The sequence below is a fragment of the Glutamicibacter protophormiae genome (assembly GCF_014647495.1).
Lineage (GTDB): Bacteria > Actinomycetota > Actinomycetes > Actinomycetales > Micrococcaceae > Glutamicibacter > Glutamicibacter protophormiae.
In genome coordinates, this window is the sequence record NZ_BMPH01000002.1 from 67,031 (window position 1) to 88,278 (window position 21,248).

Here is a 21,248-nt window from a genome sequence, read left to right on the forward strand (position 1 = left end):
TTTAACTAATTGGTGAAAATCAATCGCAGGGATGACTTCACATGTCGATAGGTGAGGTTAGACTAGCAATCGCTCTTATTTCGTCGTGCCCTTATCCCGGAGGGACATGGCGGCTGGGAGCCCGATGCTAGCGAGGACAAACCCGATGCTTCTAAAGCTCATCCTGAAACACTCAAAACCCTATGCGGGATGGATTACCGCGGTCGTAATCCTGCAGCTGGCCACCACGATGGCCACGCTGTATCTGCCAAGCCTGAACGCCAAGATCATCGATGTCGGCGTGGTCAACGCGGACATCGACTACATCTGGCGCACCGGTGGCCTGATGCTGATCGTGGCCCTGGTCCAGGTGGCCACCGCGGTCGCCGCCGTGTACTTCGGCGCCAAGACGTCAATGAGTGTCGGACGCGATATTCGCCAGGCAGTGTTCGAGAAGGTGTCCACCTTCTCCGCCCAGGACGTCAACAAGTTCGGCGCCGCAACCCTGATCACCCGCGGCACCAACGATGTCCAGCAGATCCAGATGCTGACCTTGATGGCATTGAATTTCATGATCAATGCCCCGATCATGTCGGTGGGCGGCGTGATCATGGCTATTCGCGAGGATCCGGGGTTGTCCTGGCTCGTCTGGGTCTCGGTGCCGATCGTGCTGATCGTCGTCGGCCTGCTCGTCATCAAGCTCATGCCGCTGTTCCGCGAGATGCAGGTGCGCATCGACGGGATCAACGGCGTGCTGCGCGAGCAGATCACCGGCATCCGCGTGGTGCGCGCCTTCGTCCGCGAGAAGCACGAAACCGAACGCTACGCGGACGCCAACCAGAAGCTGACTGACCTCGGCGTCAAGGTCGGCAACCTCTTCGTGCTGATGTTCCCTGCGATCACCATGATCCTGCACCTGTCCACCGCCGCGGTGCTGTGGTTCGGCGGACACCGCGTCAACAACGGCGACGTGGAAATCGGCGCACTGACCGCATTCCTGCAGTACCTGCTGCAGATCCTGATGGCCGTCATGATGGGCACCTTCATGGCCATGATGGTGCCGCGCGCCATGGTCTCCGCGGACCGCATCAGCGAAGTCTTGGACACCGATCCGAGCATGCGCGACGCCCGGGAGCACGACACCCCGCTCCCCGAGCCTGGCACCGTCGAATTCCGGAACGTGACCTTCGGCTATCCGGGCGCGGAAGCGCCGGTGCTGTCGAACATCTCCTTCACCGCGAAGCCGGGGCAGACCACCGCGATCATCGGGTCCACCGGCTCTGGCAAAACCACCTTGCTGAATTTGATCCCGCGGCTGTACGACACCACCGAGGGGGAGATCCTGGTGGGCGGCATGCCGCTAAAGCAGCTGGGCCGCGAGACCATTTCCAGGAACATTTCCGCGGTGCCGCAGCGTCCGTACCTGTTCTCCGGAACCATCGCCAGCAACCTGCGCTTCGGGGCCCAGGACGCCAGCGAGGAGGAATTGTGGGAGGCGCTGCGTGTCGCCCAGGCCGAGGACTTCGTGCTCGACCGCGACGGCCAGCTGGAATCCGGCGTGTCCCAGGGCGGCACGAACGTGTCCGGCGGCCAGCGCCAGCGGCTGTGCATCGCCCGCGCCTTGGCGGCCAAGCCGAAGACCTACCTCTTCGACGACTCGTTCTCCGCGCTGGACGTCAACACCGATGCCAAGCTGCGTGCTGCACTGGTTGAACCGACCCGGGACGCGGCGGTCATCATCGTTGCCCAGCGCGTCTCCACCATTACCAATGCCGACCAGATCCTGGTGCTCGACCACGGCGAGATCGTGGCCAGGGGAACCCACGAGGAACTGCTCGAATCCTCGGAAACCTACCAGGAAATCGTGACGTCCCAGCTCAGCGTGGAGGAGGTGGCCTAATTGGCGAAAAAGCACTCGAAGAACAATGCGCCGGCACCGAACACCGGCGTGGAAGCCGAACTGGATGCCGAGCTGGCGGCCGTGGATGAGTTCGACGCGGCGGCCGGTGCGGATGACTGGAGCGGCGGCGCCCCGGTCCGCAAGGCGCAGCATTTCTGGCCTTCGGCCAAACGCCTGATCGGGCTGATGTCTCCGTACAAGCTCGGCATGGTGATCGTGTTCGCGCTGATCGCCGTGTATGTCGTGCTGTCAGTGATTGCGCCGAGAATCCTCGGCAAGGCCATGGACGTGATCTTCGCCGGCATGATCGGCAAGAACATTCCAGCGGGCACGCCAGCCGACGTGATCATCCAGCAGCTGCGCGATTCCGGCCAGGGAACGCAGGCGGACATGTTGTCGAAGGTGGACTTCGTGCCCGGCCAGGGCATCGACTTCACGCAGCTGTCGCAGTACATCCTGATCGTGCTGTCCATGTACTTCATCGCCTCGGTCTTCTCCTGGGCTTCGGGCTGGCTGCTGAACCGACTGGTGATGCGTGTGGTCTACAAGCTGCGCAAGGATGTCGAGGACAAGCTCAACCGCCTGCCGTTGAACTACTTCGATACCCGCCAGCGCGGCGACCTGCTCTCCCGCGTCACCAACGACGTGGACAACATCCAGAACGCCTTGCAGCAGGCGCTGAGCCAGTTGGTGCAGTCGGTCATGACGGTGATCGGCATCGTGGTCATGATGTTCGTGGTCTCCTGGCAGATGGCGCTGATCGCACTGGTGGCGCTGCCGTTGTCCGCGGCGGCCGCCGGCATCATCGGCACCCGGGCGCAGAAGCTGTTCACCGCGCAGTGGAAGAACACCGGTGCGCTGAACGGCCAGATCGAGGAGTCCTTCTCCGGCCACGAGCTGATGAAGGTCTTCGGCCGCGAAGACGACATGGTGGAGCGCTTCACCGCGCGCAACGAGGAACTGTACAAGGCAAGCTTCGGCGCCCAGTTCGTCTCCGGAATGATCATGCCGGTCATGAACTTCGTGTCCTACCTGGCCTACGTCGGCATTGCCGTGGTGGGCGGCTTGCGGGTGGCATCGGGCACCATGAGCCTGGGTGACGCCACCGCGTTCATCCAGTACTCGCGCGAGTTCACCCAGCCGCTGGGCCAGATCGCCGGCGTAGCGAACATGCTGCAGTCCGGCGTCGCCTCGGCCGAGCGCACCTTCGAACTGCTCGATGCAGAGGAGCAGGATCCCGACGAAGCCACAACCGCCCTGCCCGAGCGCACCGACGGCCATGTGGCGTTCGAGAACGTGACCTTCTCCTACAGCCCGGAGAAGCCGCTGATCGAGAACCTGTCCTTCGAGGCCGACCCGGGGCATACGGTGGCCATCGTGGGGCCGACCGGCGCGGGCAAGACCACGCTGGTGAACCTGGTGATGCGCTTCTACGAGCTGAACTCCGGGCGCATCCTGCTGGACGACATCGACGTGACCGACCTGTCCCGGGCGGACCTGCGCTCAAAGGTCGGCATGGTGCTCCAAGACGCGTGGCTGTTCGGTGGGTCCATCATGGAGAACATCCGCTACGGCCGGCTGGACGCCACGGACGAGGAAGTCGTCGAAGCCGCCAAGGCGACCTTCGTCGACCGCTTTGTGCGGGCGCTGCCCGAGGGGTATGACACCGTCATCGACGAGGAAGGCACCAATGTCTCGGCCGGCGAGAAGCAGTTGATCACGATCGCCCGCGCGTTCGTGGCCAACCCGTCGCTGCTGATCCTGGACGAGGCGACCTCGTCGGTGGATACGCGTACCGAGCTGCTGGTGCAGCAGGCCATGGCCGCGCTGCGCAGCGACCGCACCAGCTTCGTGATCGCGCACCGCCTGTCCACGATTCGCGATGCCGACACCATCCTGGTGATGGAAGCCGGCCGCATCGTGGAGCAGGGCAACCACGAGCAGCTGCTGGCCGCCAAGGGCGCGTACTACAACCTGTACCAGTCGCAGTTCTCCGGTCCGGCCGAGGACGTCGACGCCACTGAGGATACCTCGATGATTCCCGCCACCGGTGGGGTCCCGGTGGTCGGCGCACCTGAGCCGGAGACAGGACGGGCGCTCGACTCGTAGAGTTCCGGGTGTGAACCACGGCCGCGGCTGCGGAGGATTTTCCTTCCGCGACCGCGGCCGTTGTTTTGTTTGAACCAGTGGTTGGAACGCAGCAGATTGCAAGGAGGCCAGATGGGCGGAAAAACAGGTATTGATACTCGAAATATACGTAGCAATATTTCTGATTCCTGACGCTGTGCTAGCAAATCGCCACATAAACTAAAAAACGCTTGCACAGACGCTGACATCACTGGGACCGACAGGTCTTTTGAATAGTGTCGATGTATCTCACAAGCTTCACTCATTGCACCGATACACAATTAAAGAGGGTAATTTGCGCAGCCTTCCTGCAGTTTCCCGGCGTTCGCGCGCCTTGGCTCTGGTCTTACTTATTCCGCTTGGGCTTTCTGCTTGTTCAACGCCGCAGGCAGCTGCGGCCCAGTCATTTGCTGCATGCATAGACACGGAAACGTTGAAATTCACCGAAATCCAGCTGGTGGACGGCTCTAGTGACTTGCAGTGTGGCAATAACCAACTTGCCGTTTCGTGGGCGGCCGAAGGCGTTCCCAGCAGTGGACTGACGGCAGTTGAAGATGCAGGCTCGGCTGGTCAAGGACTAGCTGCCGAACAGGGGGAACCAGGCGAGAAGGGCGACAAAGGCGAAACCGGGGCGACTGGTGATACCGGGACTGCCGGTGAGAAGGGCGAGGCTGGCGCTACCGGGGCAACCGGTGAGAAGGGCTCTACCGGCGCTACCGGTGAGAAGGGTGAAACCGGCGCTACCGGTGCTACCGGTGAGAAGGGTGAAACCGGCGCTACCGGGGCAATCGGTGAGAAGGGCGAGAAGGGCTCTACCGGCGCTGCCGGTGAGAAGGGTGAAACCGGTGCTACCGGTGCTACCGGTGCTACCGGTGCTACCGGTGAGAAGGGTGAAACCGGCGCTACCGGGGCAATCGGTGAGAAGGGCGAGAAGGGCTCTACCGGCGCTGCCGGTGAGAAGGGTGAAACCGGCGCTACCGGTGCTACCGGTGAGAAGGGTGAAACCGGCGCTACCGGGGCAATCGGTGAGAAGGGCGAGAAGGGCTCTACCGGCGCTGCCGGTGAGAAGGGTGAAACCGGCGCTACCGGTGAGAAGGGCGAAACTGGGGCTACTGGTGCTGCCGGTGAGAAGGGCGAGAAGGGTGAAACCGGCGCTACCGGCGCTACCGGCGCTACCGGGGCAACCGGTGAGAAGGGCGAAACCGGAGCCACCGGGTTGCCTGGCGCTGATGGAAACAGCATTCTGAATTCCACGGGAATGCCGACAGGGGGCGTTGGCAGGGATGGCGACTTCTATATGGATACTCAGACTTTTCAGATCTACGGTCCGAAAGCCGAAGGCCAGTGGCCAACTGCATCTCAGAGCTTGATCGGACCGCAGGGCCCCATCGGTCCGGAAGGCCCCCGAGGCCAGCAGGGAATCCAGGGTGAAACTGGCCAACGCGGGGAAACCGGGCAGACCGGAGCCGCTGGACAAGGCGGTGCTGCAGGCGAACGAGGCATGCAGGGCGCGCAAGGCCAACAAGGAGCGCAAGGTGATCGCGGCGTTGCGGGCGCGCCACCGATTCAGTTCGGATTCGTCGACTTTATTGATGCGCAAGACTCCAAGGGCTACCTGGGCCTATCGGGAACCAAGGTTGTTGCCCGTGAGCTGAGCGCACAGATCAGCGTTCCCAGGGACACCACGTTGAGCGGCCTAAGCGTCACCGCGGACCTGGGATCAGCTTCATCTGCTGAGTTGAGCTTGCTGGTGGATGGAGAGCCCACATCGCTGACATGCAAGATCACCAGTGCGGATCCGGAATGCGAACTTGGCGGGGAAGCTGTCGAAGTGCAGAGCGGCCAGCCGATCGTTTTCGCCTATGAGGCCAGCGGGGGCCAGGCAGTGAAGAATCTGCGCTTCGCCTTGGGATTCGAGAACACGCCATGAACCTGAAGTCACCGCGGATATCCCGCCGGGCCATGCTCGGACTTGGCGGGGCTGTCGGGGCAACCATCGCATTCGGAATGCCGACGCAGGCGACCTCGCACGCCGATGCCTATTCCATCACCACCTGGCGCTCCCTGACAGGCGAATACCTACAGATTGACGGTACGCCTCGCCTCGTGCGTTCGGTAGACGCTGGCTATGGGAGCGCGTTCCACGTCATGGTCGAGGCTTCCGGACTTTCGGAACGGCTGAGGCAGGTTTCCCATCAAAAGATCGGCACAGTGAATCTTTTTGGAACTGTCCACGGAAATACGGCAATCTTCACTTTCAATTCATCCACCGAAGGAAAATAATGGACCCGATACTAGGTCAGATCATGCTCGTTGGCTTCACATTTGTTCCTCGGGGATGGGCTGCCTGCGACGGGCAGCTGCTCCCCATCGCGCAAAATCAGGCACTCTTCGCCTTGCTCGGTACGACGTATGGCGGCGACGGAAGGACTACCTTCGCCTTGCCGGATCTGCGTGGCCGGGCACCGATCCATGTTGGGTACGGCCCTGGGCTCAGTAGCTATACTCTTGGCGAATCTGGCGGTTCAGAGAGCGTGGCACTTACTTCGGGTAATCTGCCACAGCATGTGCATGGAACCAAATACGCTAAAGAGCAAACTACCGACCGGCCGGGCCCTGATGTATATCCTGCACCCGGAGGCTCCTATGGGCCTGCTTCTGGCGAGGGGTCTCCGACCTCGGCTATCGGAGGAGGGCAGCCTGCCGAGAACAGGTCGCCATTTCTTGCGATGAGGTACGTCATTGCGCTCGAAGGGATCTTCCCGAGTAGGGATTAGTTGTTGACGCTGTTTCGGGGAAGGGCAGCGAAACCGCTGGAAATCAGTTCCAGGGTTTCGCTGCCCTTTGCCGTATCCACCCCCGGTGCTGGGAATCCCCTCGGGAGGGAGAACTCCGATAACCAGGGATCCACTGGCCCGGGGGTGTTCGGGCCCTGCTAACTCCGCCACTTGCAGCGTCTCGCTGCGCACCGCGGGAACCCGTATAGGCAGCGAATTCGCCAAGCTCCGGTTCGACGATTGTTCCGAAAATCGCTGGCATATGCAGGCCGTGCTAGCGTACCGTCGCGGCGAATGAACTAGTGAAGACGGCCCTGCCAGGTCCCCGCGATTCCGCTCAATTGTCAAGCAATTTTTTATTCGAAAAGGTGTTGCCTAGGTAACAAACGTAAACTAGAGTCTAGTTTCAGTTATTAGCATTAGGTAATCCCGATCACACCGACTCAGGGGTTGCGTAGTTCCCTGATTGGAGCACCGGACATGGCCTTATCGTTGACCGAGGAACAGATTGATCTCGCGTCGGCAGTGGTTGAATTTACCCGCCGCAGCGTAGACACGATGAGCACTCGGGATGAGCATGCGAAGCTGGCCACCGGTGCACTTCCAAGTTTCTGGACCGATATGCTGGAGACCGGCCTGCACGCCCTGCACATCCCGGAGGAGCTCGGCGGCCAGGGCGGAACGCTGGTGGAAACCGCCATCGTCATCGAGGAATTCGGCCACCGCTACGTCTCCGGCCCCTTCCTGCCCACCGTGCTGGCCAGTGCGGCCGTCACCTTGGCCGAGCCGAACTCCTGCAACCAGCCGATCCTGGAAGACTTCGCCGAGGGTTCCACCGGCACCCTGGTACTGGCCTCCGAACAGCTCAAGGTCGTCCAGATCGCCGAAGGCTGGGCCGTCGCCGGCCAGATCCAGGTCATCGGCGCACTCGCCGCCAAGTACCTGGTACTTGGATTCACCGCTGCGGACACCGTGCGCTATGCGGTCATCGAAGCGCAGGCCGCCGGGGTCTCCCTGGTGCCGGCCGAAGGCACCGACTTGGGCCGCGACGCCGCCACCCTGATCCTGGACAAAGTCGTCATTCCCGCCGACGCGGTGCTGGGCAACGTCACCGAGAGCCAGATCGCCGCGCTGCATGCAGGATTCACCGGTTCGGAAGCCGCCGGCATCATGCGCTGGGCCAGCGAGGAAAGCACCGGCTACGCCAAGATCCGCGAACAGTTCTCCGTGCCGATCGGCTCCTTCCAGGCCATCAAGCACAAGTGCGCCAATCTGGCGATTGCCGCCGAAATGGCCACCTCCGCGGCCTGGTCCGCGGTCGTATCGGTCGGGCAGGACGAAGCCCAGCAGCACCTGGCCGCCGCCGGCGCGCTGGAAGCAGCGATTGCCCCATCCATTGAAGCAGTCACCGAGGCCATCACGATCCTCGGCGGCATCGGCTTCACCTGGGAGCACGACGCCCACCTCTACTGGCGCCGCGCCATCAGCCTGAACGCGCTGAACGCCCCGCTGTCTGGCGAGCTGGCCGCAGCCGGCGAAGCCGCGCTGCACACCGAACGCAAGATCGAGGTGGAGCTGGACGAGCAGGACCCTGAATTCCGCACCCGCATCGCCGCCCTGCTGGACACCGCGGCAGGGCTGCGCAACGAGCACGAAGCCGGACGCTGGTACTCCCGCGGCTCGCGGCGCAGCTTCCTGGCAGAGAACGGCCTGGCCGCGCCGCACTGGCCGGCCCCCTACGGGCTGGGCGCCAGCCCGGCCGAACAGGTCATCATCTCCCAGGAATACGCCCGCCGCGACATGCTGCAGCCCTCCTCGGTCATCGGCGAGTGGGCCATGCCCACGATCCTGGCGTTCGGCTCCGAAGAGATCAAGGAGAAGTTCGCGCTGCCCACGCTGAAGGGCGAACTGATCTGGTGCCAGCTGTTCTCCGAACCCGGAGCCGGCAGCGACCTGGCAGGCCTGTCCACCCGGGCCGTCAAGGTCGACGGCGGCTGGAAGCTGACCGGCCAGAAGGTCTGGACCTCCGGGGCCCACGAAGCCCACTGGGGCATCTGTCTGGCCCGCACCGACTCCGAGGTCGCCAAGCACAAGGGCCTGAGCTACTTCCTGGTGGACATGTCCGCTCCCGGCCTGGACGTGCGCCCGCTGCGCCAGTCCAACGGCGAAGCCGAATTCAATGAGGTCTTCCTGGATGACGTGTTCGTCGCTGACGACTACCTGCTGGGGGAGCCGGGCCAGGGCTGGCGCATCACCGCCACCACCTTGCAGAACGAGCGCACCCAGATTTCCTCCGGGGTCTCGGTCGGCACCGAGGACGGGCTGCGCGAACTGATCACCGGCGAGAACTTCGTCGGAACGCGCGAGCACGCGCTGGAAGTGCTCGGCCGCGCCGCCGCCATCAGCACCGCCATCGGGGCGATGAACCTGCGCGAAACGCTGCGCCAGGTCAACGGGCTGCAGCCGGGCTCCGGCTCCTCGCTGGCCAAGGTGGCCCACGGCCGCCTGGCCCGGCAAACCGCCGGCGACCTGCTGAAGCTCGCCGGCCCCGCCGCGCTCTTCGCCCACGCACCGGCCGCCGCCGTCAACTCCCAGCTCTCCGTTCCGGCGGCGCTGATCGGCGGAGGCACCATTGAAATCCAGCTCAACGTGATTGCCGAGCGGATCCTGGGGCTGCCGCGCAGCTAGGCGCGGCCCGCCCACGTACCACTTCCAGAGCTCGACCCTCCAGTATTCCTCCGGGCCCAGGGCCCGGACCGCGCCCGCCAATGGCGGCGGGCGCGCCGTGAAAGGACAACTTAGGCATGACCGCTGTGACCAATGAATTCCGCACCGAAAGCTCCGTCGGCACCGAGCGCCTGCGCGAACTGCTCGAACCCCGCTCCATCGTGATCATCGGGGCGAACAGCAAGTCCACCTGGTCCCACTTCGCCCACTCGAATCTCCTGGCTGCCGGCTTCACCGGCGAGCTGTACCTGGTCAACCGCCGGGCCGAGGAATGCCACGGACAGGCATCCTACTCGAGCATCGCCGAGCTTCCCGAAGCCCCTGAGCTGGCCATCGTGCTCACCGGCACCAACTCGCTGCCGCAGATCCAGGAGCAGTGCATCGCCAAGGGCATCCGCAACCTGATCGTGCTGGCCTCCGGGCTGGGCGAGGCAGGGGAGGAAGGCCAGGCCCTGCAGCAGCAGCTGGTGGACCGCGCCCGCGAGGCCGACCAGCTGATCCTGGGCCCGAACAACCTGGGCTTCATCAACTTCCACTCAAAGGTCGCCGCCTTCGCCCACATGACGCAGCTGCCGCTGGTGGCCGGCGGGGTGGGCATCGCCAGCCAGTCCGGCGCCCTGACCATCTACCTGCTGCCGTACATGGCCAGCCGCGGGGTGGGCGCCTCGCTCTGCGTGACCGTGGGCAACGAGGCCATGATCTCCGCCATCGACGTCATGTCGCTGCTGGTGGAGGATGAGGACACCAAGGTCATCGCCGCCTACCTGGAACAGGTCACCGACACCGCGCAGTTCCTGGACGTGGCCCGCCGGGCCCGCGAAGCAGGCAAGCCGATCGTCGTATTCAAGGCCGGCGCCTCCGAGGCCTCGGCCAAGGCCGCCGCCGCGCACACCGGCTCGCTGGCCGGCGACGACAAGATCTTCGACGCGGTCTGCAAGCAGTTCGGCGTGATCCGCGTGGCGAACATCGAGGACCTGGTCGCCACCGCCGGCATCCTGGAATCCTACGGAGCGCTGCCCGGCCCGCGCTTCGGCGTGGTCACCGCTTCCGGCGCCATGTGCGCGCTGGTCGCAGACAAGGCCGAGGCTTCCGGCCTGCAGCTGCCGAGCCCCGCCGAGGCCACCGTGCGCCAGCTGCGCGAGGACGGCCTGCCGGAATTCGCGGCGGTGAACAACCCTATGGACACCACCGGCTACATCTCCGTGGATCCCTCGATCCTCACCAAGGCCGGGGACGCGTTCATCAATGACGAGAACTTCGACTTCGTGGTGCTGAACACCTCCTGGCCGACCAACCAGTTCATGGTGGATCTGGGCAAGCCGACCCAGGAGGGGCTGCACCGCCAGCTGAGGGATTCGGCCAAACCCGTGGTGGCCATGAGCTTCCTGCCCACCGAAGTCAATGAATTCGCCCGCAACTTCGCCGCCGAGCATTCCCTGCCGCACGCCTCGGATTCCTTCGACCGCGGCATCGCGGCCGCCGGGCACAGCGTCTGGTGGGGGCAGCGCAGCGCGCAGCTGGCCGCCGAGCCGCAGCTTGGCGCGCCGGCCCGGATTGCCAAGCCCGAAGGCGCCGAAGGCTGGACCGAGATCGAAACCGGCGACTTCCTGCGCGAGCACGGGATTCCCTACGTGCCGGGACGGGTGGTCGCTTCCGCCGCCCAAGCCGTCGCCACCGCACAGGAAATCGGCTACCCGGTGGTGCTGAAGGTCGCCAGCGAGGACATCGCCCACAAGACCGAGGTCGGCGGCGTGCGCCTGATGCTCAAGGACGCCGTCGAGGTGTCCGAAGCCCATGAATTCATCGTCGATTCCGTGGCCAAGCTGGCTCCTGAAGCGCGCGTCCAGGGCGTGGCGGTCTCGCCGATGCGCCCGGCCGGCAACGAGCTGCTGGTCGGCATCATCACCGACCCGCAGTGGGGCAAGGTGCTGGCCGTCGGCTTCGGCGGGGTGCTGGTGGAGATCCTGAAGGACTCCGCGCTGCGCCTGCTGCCGGTCAGCCCGCAGGAGATTCGCCGCATGCTGGACTCGCTGCGCGGCATCGACCTGCTGACAGGTTTCCGCGGCAGCGAAGCCACGGACCTGGACGAGCTGGCCCAGGTGATCTTCCAGATCACGCAGGTGGCCCTGGGACTGGGGGAGGACCTTGAAGAACTTGAAATCAATCCGCTGCGGGTTGCCGGAAACCAGATCGAGGCGCTGGACGCCCTGATCCGCTGGAAGGACCGGTAAATGCATACCGGTGATAGGCAACTCGCCCAAAACTTGGTGATACCGTGGGAATTCACGGAACACACCACTTACGAGGCAGATCATGGCAGGAACCATTTCCACGGAGCAGGTAGAGCTTCCGGCCTACCAGGTCGTCAGGCGCCAGCGCATCATCGACGCGGGCAAGGACCTGTTGCGGACGCAGGACTACGACTCGATCCAGATCCGCGACGTGGCCTCGGAAGCGAACGTCGCGCTGGGCACGCTGTACCGGTACTTCAACTCCAAGGAACACCTGTACGCGAACGTCGTCTACGACTGGGCGCTGCCCTTCGCCCAGCGGACCATGGCACCGGAGGCCGGGCTGAGCACCACGGAAGTGATTTCCCGCAGGCTGCGCAACGCCTTGAGCAGCTTCGAGAAGCACCCGTACTTCTACAAGGCGATCCTGCAGCTGCGCAGCAGCACCGCGGAGGACGTCGCCCCGGTCATGGCGAGGCTCGGCGAGGTGCTGGAAGCCCCGATCCGCGAGGAAATGAGCGTGCTGGACGACGCGGAAGCCGCGGACATCACCGTGATGGTGTGGGCGCTGCTGCTGGATGTCGTCTCGCGGGTGATCCTGCAGAACATGACCATGGAACAGGCCTACGGGGTGCTGGACCGCTTCGTGGCGTTGATCCAGCACCGTCTGGAGCAGGCCGAAGCCTAGGCCTCAGCCCTTACCCTTCCCTTACCGCCTCCGGCTTCGGGGGTGCCCCATGAGCGCCCACGAACTGGACCATGTGGCCTTCGCCGTGCCTTCCTGGCGTTCCGCCGGGGACAGCGTGCACCGCACGCTCGGCGCCCGCTGGGTCTCGGGATTCCACCAGGGCTCCTTCAGCCCCTGCCAGCTGGAGCTGGCCGAGGGCATGCGCCTGGAACTGCTGGCGCCTCCGGCCCAGGGCGTCGGATTCATCGCCGAGCATCTGGAGCGCAGCAATGACGGGGCCAACCCGCACCACATCACCTTCAAGGTGGCGGACATCCATGCCTCGATGACCCTTGCCCGCGCCGCCGGGGTGCGCACCATCCTGGAAAACCTCGACAACCAGTGGTGGAAGGAGCTGTTCCTGCACCCCAAGGACACCGGACTGGGTTTCCTGGTGCAGCTGGTGCAGACCGAGCTGACACTGGACGGGCAGGACGAGATCACTGCGCCTGGCGCGGTCGACTGTCCCTGGCACGAACAGCCGCAGGCGGAGAATCCGCCGCAGCGGCTGGACTTCATCGCCGGCCGCATCCGATCCGCGGCCCAGGCCCGGCTGGTGCTGGGCACGGTGCTCGGCGGGCAGTCCATGAGCCTGGAAGACGACCCGCGGACCCTCGTGTTCTCCTGGCCGCTGGGTTCCAGCCTGGTGCTGCAAACCGACGAGCACGCCGAGCCCGGCCTGCAGGCGCTGTCCTTCACCGACCCGTCCCTGCCCGCGCCGATCATGGACGGCGGGTATCTGAAGGCGCTGCGCGGCTCCGGGCGCAGATTCGAGGCACTGGGCCTGGACATCCTCACCGGACACCCGGCTCACGTCGGCTGATACACGAACTTCAACTACGCAAGAATTAGCACTAAGGAGTCACCCCATGGGACTGAGAGGCGAAGCAGCCATCCTCGGCTACTGCGAACTTCCACCGCAGCGAAAGCTCACCCGCGAACCGTCGTTCAACCTTGAGCAGTGGGCCCGGCTGTCCAAGGCCGCGCTGGACGACGCCGGACTGTCCGCCACCGACGTCAACGGCGTCATCACCCCGCTGATCGGCGAGGCGGACATGTTCGTTCCGTCCACCGTCACCGAATACCTGGGCATCGACGCGAACTTCGCGGAGATCGTTGACCTGGGCGGCGCGGGATCCGCCGCCGGCATCTGGCGCGCCGCGGCCGCCGTGGAGCTGGGCCTGTGCGACGCGGTGCTGGTGACCTTCCCGGGCACCCACCACTTCCCGATGGACGACCGCAAGCCGTTCGTCATGGACGACAAGATGCACTTCGGCGCCTCCTCCAACGCCTTCGGCTCCCCGCAGGCCGAGTTCGAGATCCCCTACGGCAACCTGGGTCAGAACGGCCCCTACGGGCAGATCGCCAAACGCTACGGCTACGAGTTCGGCTACGACGAACGCGCCATGGCCAAGATCGCGGTGGACCAGCGCACCAACGCCTGCGCCACCCCGGAGGCGGTGTTCCACGGCCAGCCGATCACCGTGGCCGACGTGCTGAACTCGCCGATGATCGCCGATCCGCTGCACATGCTGGAAATCGTCATGCCCTGCCAGGGCGGCGCCGCGGTGGTCGTGGGCAATGCGGATCTGGCCCGCAAGTCCAAGAACCGCCCGGTGTGGATCACCGGCTTCGGCGAACGCGTGCCGTACAAGACCCCGACCTATGCCCGCGACCTGATGACCTCTCCGATGGTGCACGCCGCCGAGCAGGCGTTCTCCATGGCAGGGATCACCCGCTCAGAGGTGGACATGGTCTCCATCTACGACTGCTACTCCATCACCGTGCTGATGAGTCTGGAAGACGCGGGCTTTGCGGAAAAGGGCAAGGGCATGGACTTCGTGGCCAACCACGATCTGACCTTCCGCGGGGACTTCCCGATGAACACCGCCGGCGGCCAGCTGTCCTTCGGGCAGGCGGGAGTTGCCGGAGGCATGCACCACGTCATCGACGGGGCCCGGCAGATCATGGGCCGCGCCGACGCCGCCCAGGTGGCCGACTGCCACCGCGCGTTCGTCAGCGGCAACGGCGGCATCATGAGCGAGCAGACCGCGCTGATCCTGCAGGGCGACTAGAAAGGGAAGAAGAGAAAATGACTACCTACACCCCCGAAACGCTGACCCGGCCGCTGCCGGTTCCGACCCCGCTGACCCGCCCCTTCTGGGACGCGCTCGCCGAACGCAAGATCCGCATCCAGTACTCGCCCTCGCTGGGGGAGTACGTCTTCTACCCGCGGCCGCTGGCCCCCCGCACCCTGGCCGACGACCTGGAATGGCGGGAGATCTCCGGTGCCGGCACGCTCTACACCTACACCGTTGCCACCCGCCCGCCGGCGGCGCACTTCGCCTCGGCCGGGGAAATGATTCTGGCCATCGTCCAGTGGGACGAAGGACCGAAGTTCTCCACCGAAATCATCAACGCCGACCCGGAACAGCTGAAGATCGGCATGCGGGTCCGCCCGGTCTTCTGCGACCACCCCGAGGGAGACATCACCATGCTGCGCTACGAACCGGAGACCAACTCATGAGCATCGAAACTGGAATTCAGCTGCCTGCCCCGTCCCTGCGCATCGGTGCGCAGGAACTCCTGGACGGCGAAAGCACCCACGAGCACATCGATCCCGCCACCGGGAAGGTCAACGGCCTGGTGCCGATGGCCTCAACCGCGCAGGTCGACCAGGCCGTGCAGGCGGCCCACGAGGCCTTCCTGGCCTGGCGCGCGCTGCCCGCCGGGCAGCGCGCCCGCAAGCTGATGAAGCTGGCCGAGCTCATGGAAGAGAACACCGAGCTGCTGGCCGCCGCCGGCATGGCGGACAACGGCGCCCCGCGCATCACCGCCGGCAACATGGTCGGCGCCGCGGTGGAATGGACCCGCTACTACGCCGGCTGGGCGGACAAGCTGCCGCTGGGCCGCATCACCAGCAACGGCGGAGCCGGCGGTTCCTTCGGCCACACGCTGCGCCAGCCCTACGGCGTCATCGGCGCGATCATCACCTGGAACGCGCCGCTGATGTCCCTGGCCATGAAGGTCCCGGCCGCGCTGGCCGCGGGCAACACCGTGGTCATCAAGCCCAGCGAGCTGACCCCCTTCACCCCGACCGTCTTCGCGGACCTGGCCCGCGAGGCCGGGATCCCGGACGGCGTGATCAACATCGTGCCCGGCGGCCCGGCCGCGGGCGCGGCGCTGGTGGAGCACCGCCTGGTCAAGAAGGTCACCTTCACCGGCGGGCCTGCCACCGCGCAGGCGATCGCCGCCTCCTGCGCCAAGACCTTCAAGCCGATGATCCTGGAACTAGGCGGCAAGTCCGCCAACTTGGTCTTCGAGGACGCCGACCTGGACAAGGCCGCAGGCCACGCAGCATTCTTCTCCTTCGGCATGATGAGCGGCCAGGCCTGCGCGCTGCCGACCCGCCTGCTGGTGCAGGAATCGGTGTACGAGCAGTTCATTGAGAAGGTCGCTGCGGCCGCGGCGCAGTTCCCCATCGGCGACCCGGCCGGCGAATACACCATGTGCGGACCGGTCATCAACCAGGCCGCCATCGACCGCATCGACTCGATGCTCGGTGCCGCGCTGGAAGAAGGCGGACGACTGGTCACCGGCGGCCAGCGCCTTGGCGGGGAACTCGCCGAGGGCTTCTACTATCCGCCGACCATCGTGGCGGATGTGGATCCGAACGGGTCGCTGGCGCAGAACGAGGTATTCGGCCCGGTGCTGGCGGTGATCCCGTTCCGCGACGAAGCGCATGCGCTTCAGATCGCCAACGGCACGGACTACGGACTTTCGGGGTACATCTGGACCTCGGATCTGGGAAGGGGGCTGCGCCTGGCCGAGTCAATGGAGACCGGCGAGATCGCAGTCAACGGCGCCTTCAATGCCACGGCCGAACGCCCCTTCGGCGGCATCGGCCACTCCGGCATCGGCAACGAAGGAGGACTTGAAGGTCTGGAAGAGTTCTTCTGGACCAAGTCGGTGGGTATCGCAACCCGCTAAACAGCTGCCCGCTCGGGCAAGAACATCACCGCATGGCCTTGCCCGGGCGTCCTGTCCGGAGGGTGCCTAGGTGACCCCTCAAAGCGCCCATCCGGCGCGGATAAGGCAGGACAAAGATGTCTCAGGCTAGACCCCCAAAGCTGAGTGCGATGCGTGCATCGGCTCCGGGATTCGTGGCGGTAGTCGCGGTCTTGGTGCTCACAGAGATTGTTGCAGCGTTCGAGCTTTCAATGATGTACGTAACCCTCCCAACGCTCATGGCCGACTTCCAGGTGGATGCGAACGCCGTGGCCTGGGTCGTCACCATTTACCTGCTTGTCTCCGCCTCGGCGGCGCTGCTGGGCGGCCGCTTCGGCGACCTGTACGGACGACGCCGGGTCATGGTGGTCGTGCTGACGCTGGCGGCCGCCGGCTCGCTGATCTCGCTGGTCGGCAACAGCCTTGAAATGATCATCCTGGGTCGCGGCATCCAGGGGGCCGCCGGCGCGGTCATGGGCCTGGCCTTCGGCCTGGCTCGGGAACACCTCGAGGAAAAGCGCCTGCCCGTGGGCGTCTCGATGATCGGCGCCTCCGCGCTGATCGCAGGCGCCGGCGGCGCACTGATCGCCGGGCTGATGATCGACTCCTTCTCCTGGCACGGAATCTTCCTGTTCGCCGGCGTGCTGGCGGTACTGGCGGTGATTGCGGTGCTCGTGGTGCTTCCGAAGGACAAGCCGCACGGGACCTCGATGGGCCGCATGGATATCGCCGGCGCACTGCTGCTGCCGTTGGGAGCCTCCGGCATCCTGTTGGGCCTGTCCAACAGCGCGAAGGCCGGTTGGGGTTCGCTTGCCGGTGGCGGGCTGCTCCTCGCAGGCCTGGTGATCGTTGCGGTGTGGGTCTGGTGGGAGCTGCATTCCCAGCGCCCGATCGTGAACCTGAAGATGTTCAAGAACCGCCAGATCGCCCTGGTCATGACCGCGACCTTCCTTGCGGCCGTGGGACCCATCGGCGGCATGTCGGTGCCAAGCCAGTACGTGCTGCAGTACCCGGTGGAAATGGGCTTCGGGCTCGGTTTCTCCGCGTCGGCCGCAGGCCTGTTCAGCGGCGGAACCGCGCTGCTGGGCTACTTCTTCTCCCCGCTGGGCGGCAGGCTGGCCCAGAAATTCAACGCACGCTTCGTCTTCATCATCGGCCTGCTGCTGATGGTCCTCGCGGTCGCCACGATCATGTTCACCCTGGGCAACATGATGGTCTTCCTGGTGGCCATGTCGGTCAATGCGGTGGGTATTGCACTGACTTTCGGCGCCTTGCCGAACGTGCTGATCGAGGCGGTCCCCGAATCGCATACCTCGGAAAGCGCCGGCACCAACACCATGGTGCGCAATATCGGCCAGTCCGTGGCCACCGCAATCGGAGCTTACCTGCTGGCCCGCCACCAGGATCCGGTCACCACCGCCGTGGGGGAGCAGGGCGTCTTCGAGGCCTTCGCCTTCGTGGCGGTCTTCGGTGCGGCCGCGCTGATCACCGCGTTCCTGCTCAGCCGCACCCCGAAGGTCTGGGTGCCGCAGGACGCCGCGATGAAGCTGCCAGTGCAGGCGGAACCAGCAGGCGACCTGGTTTAGGTGTAGCTCGACAGTGCACATTGCACCCAGTCCAATTCCGCGGGGGCTAAAGGGGATTCCGGCAAATTCAGGATCCGTAGTCCCAGCCTCCAATAGGTGAAGAGCACTACCAACAAGGAAGCATCCCCGTAGGCGGGGATGCTTCCTTATATAAGAGGTTCGGCAGCCATATGACTACACGATGGCCAGAGATGACGGTGTCCTACGGCTGGGTATCGCGGTTGCTGAGACCTCAAAAACCTGTCGTATTAAGATTTCCGCCGCACGAAGCGCTGAGGATCCCATAGAGCCAATCAGTTCACCACGGTGTCCCCGGTGGGGTGACAGCGGAGATGAGCCGCCATGTTTTGGGCATCGCAGTCCCGATTTTTGCTTGGCCTGGCGTCACTGGCGGGTTGATCTTGGCTTTGCAGGAGCTCGAGGGGCCACGTTAATGCGTGCTGAACAGACGCGCCCCTCGTGCAGTACCAACGCGTCCAGAAAATTTCCGCGAACCGGCTGCGGCACCCGGAAACCGGGACACCCTCTTGGCTGAGCTCAGCGGAGATGAGAGCATTCCGGCATTTTTCCGTTTTATCCTCGATCGACACTCTCATAGCCGGCAAATGCCGGCAGGGTTCTGGGAGTGGTTGCCGGAATGTGCCTGGCAAGGCGGCCAGACCCGAGCTAGGGTACTCAAGGAAGGTTTGAAATCGCAGGGTTTTTTGAAGATCTAACTGAACGAAGGCCAAATCGCCGAGCTGACTGCTGCGCTCGGCGCCTCTCACGATCACTGTATTGAATTGACTGAGTCAAATGACAGGCAGATGGCATTCTGGACTCGTGAAAACAAGCATACCGACGCCTGAAAACAGCAAAGCTTCAAGATCTCATTGGCCAGATGAATCGCGCATCATATGGAATCCAGTCTCGTGCTCAGAGTGCATCAGCTCGGCCATGCCAGTTTCGCCTATGACGCCGGCGCCTCGGTTGGAACTCTTCCCCGCAACAGGTCAGGGCCGGCAGCCCGAGGGATGCCGGCCCTGACGCAAACCAGATCTAGCTACGCTTGATCCTTATAATCCTGCACGCTGTTCTTGGCTTCCTGCTGTAGATGCTCGGACTCGCTCACGGCCTCCGATTTCACCCGATCCACGGACTGTTGCGCAGTGTCCCGCAAATCATCGACCACGGCCGAAACCGGCTCTTTCAAATCCTCGGCAACCTGTTTCGCCGCATCTGTCAGCTCAGTGGTCAAAGGCTCGGCCTTGTCCTTCAAACGCTGAACCATCTCTTCCTCCTGGCGGCTTCCCGGAATCAACGACGAGGCCAGCAACCCCGCGCCGAAGGCGATGAGCCCTGCGGCCAGGGGATTGCCGCGGGTCTGCTGCGCTACCTTCTGGGGTGCCTCATGCACCGCTTCGTTGGCATCATGCGCTAGATGCTGGGTGCGTTCGCTCATGTCTTCGCTCCTTCCCATGACAGATTCCTTGACCTTGGTGACAGAGTCCTTGATTCTGGCGGTTTGCCGGTGTGCGATGTGGCTGGGGCTGACCTTGTCCACGATCGCATCGACATCGCTGCGCAGCTCATCGCGGGTCTGCGCGATGTCTGCTCGAAGTTCATGTGAATCCTTGCTCATCGGGTTTCCTCTTTCGGATTGAAAGCTGACGGGATCTTCTTCACTGTTTGCGCGGTGTTCGGCATGCCCTTAACCGATTGAAGCTTCTTGCGCGCCACCACCGCGAGAATCGCGGCGACAACCGCCCAAAGCGCCGCGACAATCACCGCGGACCAGCCGTAGCCGGTCCACTGGCTCAGACCTGCCCACGCGGCCAGGGACAGGAAAAGCAGGACGAAGTGCGCTGCGATTCCTGCGCCGGCGTACATTCCTGCGCCCTTGCCAGCGTTGGTTGCGGACTCCTTCAGCTCGGTCTTAGCCAGCTCCACTTCCTGCCTCACCAGAACCGACACATTTTGTGTCAAGTCACTGAAGAGGGTGCCCAGGGTGTTGGATTCTTCTGCCTTGGGATCGTGGCCGCGGGCCTCGGGGTGCTCTGGATGGGGTTCGAAGCCTGGAGCAGAATGACTCATCGGTGCCTCCTACCTGTAGTCTTCGGGCCGAGGATTTAGCCCGGGGTATTTCTGGAGTGGATTATCGTCGAGTACGTCCCTGGCCGCCCCGGTGCGAAGCGTTGAAGGATCGGCTTGTCCCACCGGTGGCGCGGTGACCCGCGGTGCAGTCTTCAAGGGCTCAGCGTGCGGCCGATCGGAGAGATCGCTGGGACTGCCCGGAGTGCTGGCTGTTGCTCCCGGCGATTGCTGCTGATCCGGGTGCTTCGAGGCGCTGGCGTTGCGCGTGATTCGACCGGCCAGCAGGCCAGCGCCCAGGGCGATGCCCAGGAACGCTCCGGGACGTTTGCGGGCGAAATCCTTGACTTCGTCCACCAGATCTCCGGGTTCGCGTTGGTCCAACCAGTCTGCGACACGGCCACTGTGGTGGGATGCCTGATCCACCAGCGTTGCCGCGGTGCCAGAAGCCTGCGATTGGTCGAGCATGGTGCGGAACTCGTTGCTGATGTCTCTGAGGTTTTCGGCCACCTTGCGCTGCTGCAGTGAAGTTTGTTCGCGCAGGTCTGCACTGAGCTCTTCGAAGAGATGGGAAGCTTGCTCCTTGGCTTGGTCGGCTACCAGGGTGGCTTCATGCTTCGCGGTGTCCATGATTTCCGACGCTGAATGCCGGCCCTCGGCAGCAAGGTCCCTGGCCATCTCGCCGGGCTTGTCCTGAGCGGAGTCCTGTCCAGTGCCTACAGTGTCGAAGTCATGGAGTGTTGCCGTATCCACTTCTTCCGGCAAGAACTGGTCGTTGGCCGGAGGCACTGGTAGCCGTGGTGGAAGTCCAGTCTCCTTTGCCGATTCGGGCAGATTGGGAGACGGGCTGGAGCTGGGAAAATTCTCGTTGTTCATGTCGTGCCTTTCTCTAGGTCCGTACGTGAAGTCGGATGCGCATCCCGACGATCGGTTGCCATGGATCTGTACACAGCGGCCCGCATGTTCATGAGCTTAGGAGCCGCACCTTGGATAAGAAGTCGTGCTCCGGAATCAAGAGGTTTCTTTCAGGTTCGGTAAATACTGAGCACCAACTATTCCAATGGCGGTTCCATAGCCGGTTGCGGCTGGCGACGTCGGGTCCTGCGCCGAGAGATC

16 protein-coding genes are annotated in these 21,248 nt (G+C 64.1%); 13 read left to right on the top strand and 3 right to left on the bottom strand.

Annotation, left to right across the window (positions count from 1 at the left end; translation table 11 throughout):
• The first annotated feature begins 145 nt into the window (after positions 1-145).
• The 13 genes from IEY43_RS02700 to IEY43_RS02760 all read left to right on the top strand — a co-directional run bounded on the left by IEY43_RS02700 (position 146) and on the right by IEY43_RS02760 (position 18,062).
• Complete coding sequence (locus IEY43_RS02700; protein ID WP_188947037.1) at positions 146-1,879, top strand: ABC transporter ATP-binding protein; 1,734 nt, start codon at positions 146-148, stop codon at positions 1,877-1,879.
• Complete coding sequence (locus tag IEY43_RS02705) at positions 1,880-3,988, top strand: ABC transporter ATP-binding protein (protein WP_374189839.1); 2,109 nt, start codon at positions 1,880-1,882, stop codon at positions 3,986-3,988.
• Positions 3,989-4,301: 313 nt separating this feature from the next.
• Positions 4,302-5,936, top strand: a complete 1,635-nt coding sequence (locus IEY43_RS02710) for an exosporium protein (protein WP_209550340.1) — start codon at positions 4,302-4,304, stop codon at positions 5,934-5,936.
• Positions 5,933-6,289, top strand: a complete 357-nt coding sequence (locus IEY43_RS02715; protein ID WP_188947039.1) for a hypothetical protein — start codon at positions 5,933-5,935, stop codon at positions 6,287-6,289. The genes IEY43_RS02710 and IEY43_RS02715 overlap by 4 nt, the downstream gene beginning before the upstream one ends.
• A 23-nt stretch (positions 6,290-6,312) precedes the next feature.
• Positions 6,313-6,783, top strand: coding sequence for a phage tail protein (locus tag IEY43_RS02720; RefSeq protein ID WP_229777267.1), 471 nt, complete (start codon positions 6,313-6,315; stop codon positions 6,781-6,783).
• 480 nt (positions 6,784-7,263) lie between these two features.
• Positions 7,264-9,471 (top strand): acyl-CoA dehydrogenase family protein, encoded by a 2,208-nt coding sequence (locus IEY43_RS02725; protein ID WP_188947041.1) that lies wholly within the window; start codon positions 7,264-7,266, stop codon positions 9,469-9,471.
• A gap of 116 nt (positions 9,472-9,587) precedes the next feature.
• Positions 9,588-11,741 carry an acetate--CoA ligase family protein gene (locus tag IEY43_RS02730; RefSeq protein ID WP_188947042.1) on the top strand — a complete coding sequence of 718 codons (2,154 nt, stop codon included), beginning with the start codon at positions 9,588-9,590 and terminating at the stop codon, positions 11,739-11,741.
• 82 nt (positions 11,742-11,823) lie between these two features.
• On the top strand, positions 11,824-12,429 hold the full coding sequence (locus tag IEY43_RS02735) for a TetR/AcrR family transcriptional regulator (protein WP_188947043.1): 606 nt from the start codon (positions 11,824-11,826) through the stop codon (positions 12,427-12,429).
• A 49-nt stretch (positions 12,430-12,478) separates the two neighbouring features.
• Complete coding sequence (locus IEY43_RS02740; RefSeq protein ID WP_188947044.1) at positions 12,479-13,291, top strand: VOC family protein; 813 nt, start codon at positions 12,479-12,481, stop codon at positions 13,289-13,291.
• A gap of 46 nt (positions 13,292-13,337) precedes the next feature.
• Positions 13,338-14,543, top strand: a complete 1,206-nt coding sequence (locus IEY43_RS02745; RefSeq protein ID WP_188947045.1) for a thiolase family protein — start codon at positions 13,338-13,340, stop codon at positions 14,541-14,543.
• Positions 14,544-14,560: 17 nt separating this feature from the next.
• Positions 14,561-14,995: a Zn-ribbon domain-containing OB-fold protein gene (locus IEY43_RS02750; RefSeq protein ID WP_188947046.1), complete on the top strand. Its 435-nt coding sequence runs from the start codon at positions 14,561-14,563 to the stop codon at positions 14,993-14,995.
• The gene (locus IEY43_RS02755; RefSeq protein ID WP_188947047.1) at positions 14,992-16,458 is read left to right on the top strand and encodes an aldehyde dehydrogenase family protein; all 1,467 of its coding nucleotides are present in this window, start codon (positions 14,992-14,994) and stop codon (positions 16,456-16,458) included. Before IEY43_RS02750 ends, IEY43_RS02755 begins: the two co-directional genes overlap by 4 nt.
• A gap of 149 nt (positions 16,459-16,607) precedes the next feature.
• Positions 16,608-18,062 (top strand): MFS transporter, encoded by a 1,455-nt coding sequence (locus IEY43_RS02760; protein WP_188947048.1) that lies wholly within the window; start codon positions 16,608-16,610, stop codon positions 18,060-18,062.
• Between the two features lie 1,042 nt (positions 18,063-19,104).
• On the opposite strand, the gene IEY43_RS02765 is transcribed toward IEY43_RS02760, so the two are convergent.
• From IEY43_RS02765 to IEY43_RS02775, 3 genes are read right to left on the bottom strand one after another with little or no spacing between them, the layout of a single operon-like run.
• Positions 19,105-19,683: a DUF3618 domain-containing protein gene (locus IEY43_RS02765; protein WP_188947049.1), complete on the bottom strand. Its 579-nt coding sequence runs from the start codon at positions 19,681-19,683 to the stop codon at positions 19,105-19,107.
• Positions 19,680-20,135 (bottom strand): phage holin family protein, encoded by a 456-nt coding sequence (locus tag IEY43_RS02770; RefSeq protein WP_188947050.1) that lies wholly within the window; start codon positions 20,133-20,135, stop codon positions 19,680-19,682. The genes IEY43_RS02765 and IEY43_RS02770 overlap by 4 nt, the downstream gene beginning before the upstream one ends.
• A 9-nt stretch (positions 20,136-20,144) precedes the next feature.
• A complete protein-coding gene (locus IEY43_RS02775; protein ID WP_188947051.1) occupies positions 20,145-21,008 on the bottom strand; it encodes an ATP synthase subunit B family protein in 864 nt (287 codons plus the stop codon).
• Positions 21,009-21,248 lie beyond the last annotated feature (240 nt).